Here is a 12464-nt window from a genome sequence, read left to right as displayed (position 1 = left end):
TCCTTCTGAAGTTCTACAAACTGATCTGCTTACGCTCCTCATCCGTCAACCGCGCCCGCGCCTGATCACTCAGCGGCCCCGCGCCCAGCACCTGCACCGGGCTGTCGGGGTTGTAGCCCGAGGTTTTCCGAGGTTCCGGTTCACGCGGCAACGGCTCGGTGCCCAGGCTCAGCACCTCCACGGTCATGATCGACGGCCGGCCCTGCCTGGCCGCCGCCTGCTGGCTGCGCGCCGCGTCTTCTGCGGCCTGGGACGCCGCCGCTCCTGCTGCGCTGGCCGAGCTCATGGCGCCGGTGTTGACGGTGGCCGACACCGGCACCCCGGACGACTTGCCCTGGGTCTGGATGTTCGCCGCGTTCACCACCCGCAGGGCGGCGATGTTGACGTTACCCGACACCCGAATGCCCGCCTCGCCCGCATCGATGGTGCCCAGCGGCGCGATCAGGTCGATATCCCCCGCCGGCACTTCCGGGATCGGGTTCAGCGTGGCGATCCCCGCACCGGTGCTCGGCACCGATGGCGACAGGCTCACGTTGCCCCAGTTGTCATAGACACGCTTGGGCGGCGTGTACACCACGGTGGTCTTGGAGCCGCGCCCGGCGTTGATGTCGCCCTCGCTGGTCCAGGCCATGATCGAGCCGCCGAAGGTGGTCATGATGCGGCTCTGGCCAAGCAGGATACTGCCCAGGGAGTACAGCTGGATATCTCCCGCGCCCTGGGTGATCACCCCAGCCGTGGACGGCGGTGCGAAACCTTCGATGCCGAACGTCTGGCGGCCGCCCGGCGTGAGCATCTGGATCGAGCCACCGAAGTTGGTGTGCACGCCGGCACCGCCGAACATCGTGATATCGCCCTTGTAGGTGATCGGGTTGCCGGCCACGTCGGTCTCGGGGAACAACCGGGCAATCGCGGCACGACCACGCACATAGCTGCCCTGGCGCACACTGCCGTCCTGGTTGTACTCACGGCCGGCGGCCTTGAGTTCGGCAAAGTACACGTCGCGGGCGAAGATCCGTTGTTGTTCGGCGGGCAGTGTGGCGTAGTAGGTCCGGGCCTGTTCGCTGTCGCCGGCAAAGCCGAAGCGTTCGGTGAGCCAGGTAACCAGCTCGTTTTCGTAAGTCTTGGCCACCTTGGCGCCTTGCAGGGATTCACCCGGTTGAGCCAGGTTGGCGGGATTCAGGTAGGCCTCGACGAAGCGGCGGTAATCCGGGCCATTGGGGCCCATGCCGGCTTGCATGACGATGCTTGCGCCAGGGCGGCTGTCGCCCGCCGCCACAGCACCCAGGCTGTTCACAGCGACTTTGTCTTCCATCTGGATGTTGCGCCCCGCCGTCAGTTCCAGGGTACCGGGGCCGGCAACGTTAAAGCTGCTGTAGAGGATGTCGCGGCCGGCGCTGGCGATGGAGATATCGGTGGGGCTGTTGTGCACGAACAGGTTGCCGGTAAAGGTGTATTGCCCCGTAACGATGACACCTGCGCTGGCACCGCTCAAGCGCGTGCCGCTGCCAACAATATCGCGTCCGGCTTGCATCCATACCGGGCCTGCGCCTTCGTAAAAGGTTTGCCCGAACCGAGCGTCACCCACCCCCGTGATCGTGAGGGCGCGCCCACTATTGACGCCCAGCAGGTCCCCGCTCAGCGCATAGAAACGCGCAGGTTCCAGGGCGTCACCCCAGGCCATGCTGGCGGTGTTGGGGCCAAAGGCAAACAGCGGGGAAACCGTCAAGGTGGCAAGGTTTCCATCGCTGGAAAGATTGCCACTGCCCACTATTGCCGTTTTTTGATCCGTCAGGAAACCGGCGAAGGCCGGACGCAGAATAGTCGCCAGGCTGTTGGGTGCCGCACTGGAGCGGCTGATCGTCAGATCGCCGCCGGAGATCGAATCGCCGGCCAGCAATTCCAGTTGCCCATTGGACGAAGGTGCGAGTACCAACGCCCTGAGCGGCTGCACGTCGCCAGGATTACTGGTCGAGGCGCTGCCGTAATAGAGACTGCCGTTAGCGGCAACCGCACGCAATGTCGCGGGATAGACCGCCGCCATATCGGTTTCCAGGGTCTGGGTCAGCGGCGTGAGGTTGCCCCCGGCAGAGAACAGGTCCACTGCTGTGCGGTCGGTCCACAAGCTGAACCAGCTTTGTCCGATCCCGTTGACCCCCTTATTGACGAAGGTCAAGGCGTTCATCTGCGGCGCGCGCCCAGGGTCGGCGACGTCCTGCAACACCAGGTCGCCACGGGTGGACAGGCTGAAAGTGGCATCGCCCGGCAACAGGCTCAAACCACCCGAGGCCATGGCCGAAGTGGAACGTAAAGGATCGTAGGCGCGCACTTCGCTGGGGCTCTGGTCTGTGAACCGGTTGCCATAACGCAGCGTCAGGCTGCCCAGGGCGCCACCGGTCAATTGCACGTGCCCACGCAGGTTCACCAGCGCACCATTGAGGTGGTCTGCGAAGGTCTGGCTGGCGGGGTTCACCGCTCCGCCGACCCGCAGGTTCAGATCACCGCCCCCCGTCAGTTGCACACTGCCATCGGCCCCGACCCGACCGGTGCTGCCGACTGCCAGTACCAGGCCTTGGCTGCGGCGACTGACGTTCAGAGCTGTTGACGAGACAGGGCTGATGAGTCCTGCATCGCCACCCACATCAACATTCAGGTTGCCGCCTCCCAGGGTGCCAAACCCGGTGAACCCGACCATCTGGTCCGAACGGTCGCTGGCGACGTAGGAACCAAAATTGATCCACCAGGCGGTAGCTTGCGCCTGGCTCCCACTGAGCCCATTGCCCTGACGCCACAGCCAGTTGCCGACGTTGGCTGAATCCTGACCCTGGTCGCTGGGTACCGGACGACCAACGCCATTCTGCGCCGGGCTGGTGATATTGCCCGTCAGGTTGCCGCCCACTTTAAGCAGCAAGTTGCCGCCCGTATCCGGGTACCAGGCGCGGTACAGGCTGCCGGTGTCTGCGTTGACCAGCTTTTCGTTGCCCCCGGCGTTAGCCAATACCTTGCCATTGCTGCCCAGGGCTCGCTTGAGGTTATACGGATCGTTGGTCGAGGTGCCGGTGGACGAGCTGCCTGCCGTGTATACGCCGAACAGCGACTCCATGCTCAGGTTGCCGGCGGCCAGCAGGTCAAGGTCTGCGGCGCCGGTGCGGATTACGCTGAAGCGAGTACTGCCGCCCACCAGCAGCGTGTAGGCCTCACCACTGATAACGCAGTATTCCGGGAAGTCGTCACATACGCCTGGGTATTGTATTGCGTCGAAATCAACCGGTTGGCCTACCATGCTGTCATCGCCGAACCACCCCATGGAGCCCTCCTCGGTCCAGACCTGGGCTCCTTTCCCGAACGTCCCATAGTGACTGTCCGCCAAGCGTAGATTGCCGCTTACCGGATGCGGTTGCAGCAGGCGACTGTCGGCTGCCTCGGTGTCGGCCCCCGCAACCAGGCGAATCGACCACGACTGCGCACCCTCCTCCAGCATGGGTGCAATTGCCCAGTTCTTGCCTGGGTGGCCGGCGTCACGCAACGTCACCGACTCCACGCCGCCCGGCAGCTTCACGTCTGTTCCCGACGGCAACAGGGCGCCCCGGGGCAGCACTTGGCTGGCGGTCAACGTCACCTTGGTGGCCAATGGCACGCCCTTGGGCCAGATCAAGCCGTCGACACTGGCTGACGTGCTCAACAGGCTGCCGGCATCCAGGACACTGCCGATGGCGAGGGTCTGGCTCTGAGTCAGCAACGTGCCCGCCGCGAACAGCACATTGCCCGAGGCATCCCGAACAGCCGCCGCCAACACAGTACCCGCCGGGAGTACCAACGGTTGTTTGAGCGTAGCCGCGACGGGCAATCGGGTGCCCGGCGGCAGAAACAGGGGGTTGGTCAGTACATCGAAATTAAGCGCAGCGCCCGCGGGGAACACGGTGCCCACCTCCAGGGTCACGCCGCTGCCCGGTACCACCACGGTGCCGCCGGTGTAGTCGATACCGGCGCGCAGCACCCAGCCATTGTCATCGTCGGTGGCCGGTGGCGCGGCAAAGCCGTCGTTGATGCTGCCATAGATATTCAGGTCGCCACCGGCGCGCAGGGTCAGGCTGCCGGACTCGGTCTTGGCCGTTGATTTGAGGCTGGCGTAGCGATAGCCGGAGAGGTCCAGATCGCCCTGCACTACAAGGTCGCCATCCGGGGTTTTGCTGATGATCTCTACGCCGGGGCGCAGGTGGAACACATCGCCGTACGTGGCGTTGTTCAAGCCGGCGAGCTTGCGCAGCAAGTTGCTGTTAACACGCGCGGCGTTGATGAAATTCGTATTTGCTGGATCGACGACTTTCGTGAGGTAGTCCTGATCAATCACTTGGTACGGGCGTCCATTGGGCGTTTCATCGGTGTTGGTCGGGGCATCGTCGTAGGTTCTCATGCCATTGAGCGCAATCGAACGCGCGCCCTGGATAGTCAACTGCCCACTGGCATCAATGGCGATGTCATTGCCGCCCACGCGCGGCGCGTTGAGTTCCAGCGTGCCACGGTTGCGCCCGTCATTGCCGGTCGCGGCCTCGGTGCCATGGCGCAGGTCGATGCGCGCGCCGTTGGCCAGGGTCAACTGGCCCTGGCCAGAGCCGAGGACCACGATGGCGCGGTTAGGCGAATCGATGATCTTGCCGTAGCTGTCCACCCGCAGTTGGCTGCCATGGGCATCGAGCACCGCCGTGCCGTCCAGGCTCAGGCCCTGCTTGGCGGCCAGGTTTATGCTGCCCACGCGCTCACCGCTGGCGTCTACCAGGCCGGTCACGCGCAGGCTGCCATTGTCGATCGAGACGTTGACGCTGTTGGCCTTGACGTCATTGCCGATGGTCAGGTCGCCCTGCTTGAGCTGGAAGCTGCGCGCACCGTAGACCTGGCCTTGGTTGAGGCGTTGGTTGAGCGCTGCGAACTGGTCGCTGAGCGTACCGCTGCCGCCCAGGCGCTGGGCCTGGATCTCCACCGCACCCGCGAGGTATGGCACCCGCGTGCCACCGGCATCGTAGTCACCGCTGCTGCCGGCGATGATCTTGCCTGCCAGGTCGACGATCCCCGCAGCGCCGTCCACCGCCACCGCGCGCAACTTGCCCGCCTGGTTGTGCTGCGCCGACAGGTCGATGGTCGAACCGGCGGCCTGCTGCACATTGCCGGCACGGCTCTCCAGCAAGACCTCGCCGCCTGCGCTGTATTTGGTCAAGTCATTGAAGGCAATGGCCCGGCCGGACACATCAATCGAGGCGGCATCGGTCAACACCACGTCGCCCCGCGCGCCCAAAGTGACCTTGCCGCTGGGCAGCACCACGGCAGTGGCCAGGCGAAGGCTATCGCCTTGCAATGACCATTCGCCGCCGATGCCGTCCACCTTGCCTACTGCGCCAGCCGAGGCGCTGACATCAATCGCGCCACCGGCGGTAATACGGTTGACCGAGCCGGCCTCACCGGTCATCAGCGGCGTGAGGATATTCAGGTTGCCGCCGCTGTAGGCAAAGCCCTTGATCGCATCAAACGCGCCCTGGCTCTGGTACACCGAGAGGCTGCCCTTGTGGTTGGCGGTGATGCGCTCACTGGCATTGAGGTTGACGCTGGCAAAGCCCAGGGCGAGGCGGTCGAAGGTATTGGTCGTGCTCGGCTGGGCAAAATCCCCATAGCCGAATTCGATACGCTCGGCATTGATGTCCAGGCGCCCGCTGCCGCTGCCGGCACCGCCGGTCACCGCCGCCACAGGCGGCGCGACGGCACCTTGCCAGATCAGATTGGCGGTGTGGATAGTCGCCACATCGTTCATGCCGCCAGAGCCGTAGATCGCCGGCGTGGACAGCATCAGGTTGCTCAGCAACGACTTGCCGGTCACGGCGTCATAAGTATCCAGGGTGGTGGTGCCGTAGAAGTTAAAGCTGTCACGCGCCGACAGTTGCAGGGTTTCCAGGGCCGGGGCGCCGAATTGGGTGTCGCCGCGCAGCAGGCGTTCCAGCACTTGCTGGTTGAGGGTCATGCCCACCGGCAGGCGATTGTTGGCGGCTGCAGCGGCCAGGGCTTCGGGGCTGCCGACGTTGATGCTGGACACGCCCAGGTTCAGGTGGCGGGTGCCATAGCGCACCTCATCGCCCATCTGCAGGGAGCTGTCGGTCAAGGTAACGATGCTGCCTTCGGAATACAGGGCTGTCTGGCCGCTGCAGGGCGCGCGGTTGCACACGCCTAACTGGATGCCCCCACTGATGACTTCGCCCAATGACGGCGCGGCGATTACGTTGAGCAAACCGTTGGACACCGCCAGCACATTGCTCAGGTTGTAGATAAAACCGTCACGTGCGTCGTAGCTGGCCTTGCCCTGGCCTATCGTGTTGATCGAGGCGCCTTGTTCGAGCGTAATTTTTCCGGTGGAGGTCACCAGTAATACCTCCGGTGCCGCCAGTTTCGCGCCGTCGCGCAGGATGATGGAACTGATGATGCTGCTGGGGAGGTTGATGTAGTTGCCACCCTGGCCGTACGTGACATAGGTCATTCCACCGATCAACAGGCGAGCCGCGTCCATTGCATTCAGGCTGTCCGCATCCACCGTAATGCCTTTGAAATTGGCGGTAGCCGCGTTGCCTGCCGCGACAATTTCGATGTCCCTTCCCAGGCTGCCCTTTTCTTCGTTTATCAGCGATACGGTACCGCCGTAACCGCCGTCAGCGGCCTCGAAGCGGCCGATCCCCTGGAACGAAAAGGCATCCGCACCTGCGCCTGGCCGCAGGGCCAGTTGCAGGGTCTTGGCATCCACCGGCAGCAGTGCCCGAGGTACACCAAGCCTGGTGGCGTCGGCCACGGCGAACTGTGCGTAGCCGGTTTCGTTGTATTGGGAGTAACGACGCAACATATCGGCCGACGTGAGAATCACCTGGCTGGCCGTACTGTTGCTGATCCCGGTATTGGCGATGGACAAGCGCCCTGCCGTGGCCCATGAGCCATTGCGCAACGCCTGGGCCGCACCGTCGGCGCCCATCCCGGCCAGGCCGTTGATCTCGAGCCGGAAAGCCCCGGGCATCAACGCATAGGTGGAGGGCATCAGGGTATAGGTGCCGGCCGCCAGGCCCGGCACGCCGGCGCCGATTGTGATCTGCTGGCCGATCAACGGATCGACCGCGCCACCTTCCGGCGCCACCGGTGCATAGCCCGGTTGCACGCCCGGCACAATCGCATAGATCGGGTTGGTGCTCAGACCCGGCAGTACAAACCCGCCGTTGGCACCGAACTGTACCAGTGGGTTGTAACGTGCATCCGTAGAGCCCCCGCGCCCGGAAATAAATCCGGCGCCGAGCAGTTCGCCACCGCCGGACAGATCCACCGTCGCCTGCGGCAGCACCGTCAACTGCTGGCCACCGAGAATCACCCCAACGTTCAGGCTGCCCGCACTGTTGCCGCCACCCTGGCCGACAAACGTCACTGTCTTGCCGTTGTACTTGTAGATCTGGCCGTCCACGGTACCGCCGTAAGGCAATACCAGGCCCTTGCCACTCACCGACGTGAGGCTGCCCGGCAGCAGTTGCACGTTGGTAGAGCCCAGGTTGCCAATCTCGATCAGCCCCAGTGGCGCACGCACCACCCCGCCCTGCCTGATGGTGGGCCCGCCCAATTGCAGACGACCAAAGGCCGAGTAAGGCATGGCGGCATTGCTATTGGCGGTGCGTGCGATGGTCAGGGTGCGTGTCGGATCGTAATTGAAGCCTGTGTCATTGCTGGCAGCATTATTCAGATAGCCCGCCAGTACCCGGGCGCCGACTTCAGTCGCCGGATACAACTGCGCCGCGCGCAGGGTCATGTCACCACTGGTCACTAATTGCGTGCTGATGCCCTGGGCAATCACATCTGCCCCCGCCCCCGCCAGGAAGCGCAAGTCGCCCTGGCTGGTCAGTTGCACATCATCAAACCCCCGCCGTTCGAGGCTGACCTGGCTGTTGTCGGGCCGCAACAGATAGCTCTTGTTGCCGAACAGCACATTGCCACGCACGTCGATCAGGTTGGCGTTGGCGTTGAACTGCGCCGTGGTGGCCAGCGCGGAGGGATTGGGCAACACCGGCACCGCGCGGGTATAGGCTTCCTTGCCGGATTCTGCCGGCGCGAGGATGCCGGCCAACAGCAGGTATGGCGCCGACAGGTTGACCCGCGAACTGGCCGCCGCGTTTTCACTGAGGTTATAGCTGCCACCGTACAGGCGCAGGCTCTGGCCCATGCTCAACGACACGTCACCGTCGAAACTCAGCAAGCCGTTGCTGAGCAGCGCAAGATTGTCAAAGCCGCCGGCGCTGATCTGGTCCACGCCGAGGCGGCCATGGCCGTACTCGAGGCTGGAAGTCGGGCTGGCTTGATGGGTCTGGCTGAGCACCAGTTCACGCACCTTGAGCACACTGTCGTTGACGCCGGCCTTGAGGTAATACGGGCTTTCCAGGGCCAGGGCCAGGCTACCGCCCGCAGCACCTGCGCCACCCGCGCGGGCAACGAAGCTGCCGTCCAGGTACAGGCCGTTGTTCGACGCAAAGCTGATGCTGCCGCCATTGCTGGCCACCGGCACGCGGCCCTGGCCGGGAACATCCAGCATCGCCTGGGCACCGGACGCGTCCAGGCGCGCGCCGTCGCGCACCACCACAAACAGGTCACTGGCCTTGGCGATACCGGTGGCCAGGTTGATGTCGCCGCCGATGCTGATGGTGCCACCATTGCGCACCTGGCCGTAGACATTGCCACGGTTGCTCACCGCCGTGACCGCACGCGACGCCACGTCGATCAGCGCGTTTTCACCCACCCAGATCGAACGGCTATGGCCGGCGGCGTTGGCCGCTTCCGAGCCCGTCGCCGTCAGGCCGCCCAGGCTGACGCTGCCGCCCCAGGCATTGAGGCGGCCGTTCATGGTCAACTGGCCGACGCTGCGCAGGTTGATGGCCTGGCCTGGGTCGACAGTGATCACCGCGCCCTGCGCCACGCTCAAGGCTGTGGTGGCCAGTTCAGCCGCCGTGGAATTTAGATTGCCGGCGGTCAAGGTCAGGCTGGCGCCACGGCGCTGGGTCAGTACGCCTTTGGCAGCGTCTTCCTGGTACAGCGCCGGCGTCCAGCGTTCAAGGGCGGTGGCCGGGTCGCTGCCCGTGGGAGCGGCCGAGGTCCGCTCGCCAATACGGTAGACCGGCGTCGTGACGTCGACCTGGGTACCGTCCGTGACCAGCAGCCCTTCATTGCCGGTGATGTCATAGGCCGAGAAGCCCTTGTTGAAAAAATCCCCCGCCAGTTGCACGGTGCCAACATCGGGCGCCGTGGCGCTGTCGCCGATCTGTACTTTGCGCGCCTGTAACGCCAGGGTGCCGCCACCGCTCACGCCATAACCGCGAATCTCGCCGTCCAAACCCAGGGTACCGAGAGACGCCAAGGTCACGTCGCCGCCCTTGCCACCGTTGAGCTTGCCATCCAAGCCGAGGGTGCCACCGGAGGAGGTGTCCACCACGCTGCCGGCCGCCAGGTTCACACCACCAGTGCTGCGCAGCGACACCTTGCCGCCGTTCACATAGGCCAAGCCGCTGCTGTTGGCCGGATCCAGCAGCAGATTGTTCCAGCGCCCGGTGGCATCCAGCGTGACCCCGCTGGCCACGTTCAGCGTGCCGCCGCCGTTGAGGATACTGTCGCCTACCGCACCGCCTTTAAGCGGGTCGACCTGGCTGAGGATATTGCCCGCGTTGAGGCTGCCGCCGTGGGCCGTGAGGTTGGCGTTGATGTCGACCCTTGGCCCGAACAGGGTGATATCGCCGCCATCGGCCACCTTGAGCGCTCCGTTGACGGTGACCTGCTGCTTGGCCGCGACCTTGATCGCGCCCAACTGATAGCCATTGAGCTGGTCGCTGTCGAGTACCATCTTGCCCTGGCGGTCCGCGGGCAGCGCGGTGGTGAGGTCCAGGCCATCGGCGATTTTTTGCGTACCGCCCTCGATCAATACCTCGTCCGCGTTTGCGCCCAGGGCATAGCGCAGGGTGCCGGTGGTCTTGTTGTAGATAGGCGTGTAGCCGCCAATGATCAATTGCGCGCGCTGGGCCATGGCCTTCTGCGACTGCTGGTAACCGTCGAGGTTGATGTTCGGCGCCTGGGTCTGGCGATCGCCCTGGAACACGTCACTGATCACCTGGCCCTCGAGCACCGCGCTGGTGGTACCGATCACCAGCTTGCCGGCATCGCGGCCCACCGTGTAACCGCTCTCATAACGACGCTGCTTGGCGATCATCGGGTTGTAGTAGTAATCGGTCTGGCCCCAGCGCTTGCTGGTGTCTTCATACCCCTTGTAGAACCCGGAATAGAGAATGTCGCCCGGCGCGTTGGACAGTTCATACAGGCGCCCGTCCGGGCCCTTGAGCCAGGTCTGCCGGATATACCCGGCCTGCACATCCACGGTGCCGCCCGACAGGTTGATCTGCGCGTCCTTCTGGGTCACCACGTCCTTGCCGGTAAACGTCACGGTACCGCCCTGGGCCATCCACTCACCCACCGAGTGGCCTTGGGTGCCCAGGTAGCCGCCCACTTCCAGCAAGCCGCCAGCGGTGTACCAGCGATCCGTCGCATAGCCGTTGGTGCCTGCGGGCACAAACACCAGCTCGCGCAGGTCGACCCATACATCGTTATTGATCAACTGCCCATCGTCACGGTTGACCGGTGCGTCGCGCTGCTCGTTGCCCTGTACGTTGATCTTGATGTTGTTGGATTCCATCGACACCTTGACACCGACCGCCCCGGAGACATCGATCATCGCCCCGTCGCGTACCAGGCTGCGCCCGGTGGCACTGACCGCGACCTGCCCACCGGTGGCCAGGGTGATCGAGCCTTGCTGGAAATCCACCGTGCCGCCGCTGACGATCTCGATGCGCGACTGGTCGGTACGGTCGGCCACCGCACTGAGGTTGTTGAACTGCCCGGTGATCAAGTTGGCGGGCATGCCGTCGAGCTTGATCAGGCCATTGCTTTGCTGGCTGTTCAGCGCAGTGCTGCCACTGCTGTCCAACAGGATCGAAGTGGTACTGCCCTCGCCCAGGGTCACACTGCCGGTGGTATCGGTGGCGGAATTGAGCAGGTGAATCGTGCCACGGGTGTCCACCGACGTGCTGGCCAGGACCACGCCATTTTGCTGCACCTGGTGCCCGGCCAGGGTGATGTCCCCGGTGGACGCCATGATCAGGCCGTTGTTGCTGACCTTGCCGGCGCTGCTGCCGACCTTGAGGCTGGTCGCCACTTCATTGCCGCGCGTGGTGGAGCGGTCGTTGCCCGTGGTACCGACGCCCCTGCGGATGTAGAAGCTGTCGCCGGCGGCCAGGGTGGTCTGCCCCTTGGCGGTGCTGATAGTACCGGCGTTGTCCACTTCCGAACCCAGCAGCAAGGCATAGCCGCCCGCATCCGTCGAAGTGGCCGGGTTGTGGGTCTGGATCAGCGCACCGCGCTGCACTTCGACCTTGCCTGCCGCGTCGGTGAAGGTCGGCTGGGTGCCGTTACCATCCACGTAAATACCGCTCTGGGTGAACTGCTGGTCGGTGATGTTCGCAGCGGCGGCAACGAGGTTGCGTACGTTGACCTGGCTGGTGCCACTGAAGACCACGCCGTTGCGGTTCACGATCATCACCGTGCCGGCGCCGTTGATCTGACCCTGGATTTCACTCGGTCGTGCATCGGGGTCGTTGACGCGGTTGAGCACCGCCCAGCTGGATTGCTGCTGAAAATCCACCGTGGTGTTGCGCCCGACGTTAAAGGTCTCCCAATTGAGGATCGCCTTGTCGGCGGTCTGCTCGATACTCACCGTGGTCTTGCCACCGGACTGGGTTTGGGTCGGGCCCTTGGCGTTGGTCCAGCCCTGGGTCAGGCTGTTATCGACCTGCAGGCCGCCTTTGCCGAGGCCGTCTGGAATCGTCGAGACTTGGCCAAACGCCGCCTGACGCCCCGCCGCTTGTGCTGCCTGCTGCGCCGCAATCGCCGCGACGCTGGTGTTCAAGGTGCTGATGGAGCGCGCCAACTGCTGGTTGACCCGCGCCTGCTGGTTCAGCGAAGGAATCCCCTGCACCTGCCCGGCACTGATCCGCGCCGCCGTCGCCGCCTGGGTCGCACCTTTATCGGCAAACCAGCTGGAACTGAACGCCGTGGCCGCATGGGCATTGCCCGCCACCATCAACAAGGCGATGGCCTGGGCCAGGGGCTTGAGGCACAGCACAGTTTCTTGGGCTTTCAGGTTAACCGGCGATTTGCAGCGGACCATCGGGGATCTTCCTTCTTTGTTATCACGCAGGGAGCAAGACAGGCTCACGTATGAGGGTTAGGCGGTTGGCGAGGGACGGGACTGAACTTCTGTCATGCAAAGTTCATATAGGGCTGTTAACGGGTCGAAAAACCGCACAAACGCAAAAATCAGCAACGGCACAGGCCGTTGCTGATCAGGTGGTGCAGGTCGTTGAAGGCGT

At 64.2% G+C, this 12464-nt stretch carries 1 protein-coding gene; it reads right to left on the bottom strand.

Annotated features, from left to right (window positions below; translation table 11 throughout):
• Window positions 1–13: 13 nt before the first annotated feature.
• Entirely contained in the window at window positions 14–12262 is a 12249-nt protein-coding gene (locus B9N88_RS28365) for a filamentous haemagglutinin family protein (protein WP_027607536.1), read from the bottom strand.
• Window positions 12263–12464: the final 202 nt, after the last annotated feature.

Origin of the sequence: Pseudomonas sp. LAMO17WK12:I1, from assembly GCF_900177315.1 — a bacterium.
Classification (GTDB): Bacteria; Pseudomonadota; Gammaproteobacteria; order Pseudomonadales; family Pseudomonadaceae; genus Aquipseudomonas; species Aquipseudomonas marginalis.
Note: the sequence above shows the minus strand (reverse complement) of the source record. Positions and strands in the feature narration are given on the sequence as shown.

What these genes read in the sequence shown, in the direction of transcription:
- B9N88_RS28365 (WP_027607536.1), bottom strand. Translation starts at nt 12,262, where the DNA reads ATGGTCCGCTGCAAATCGCCGGTTAACCTGAAAGCCCAAGAAACTGTG.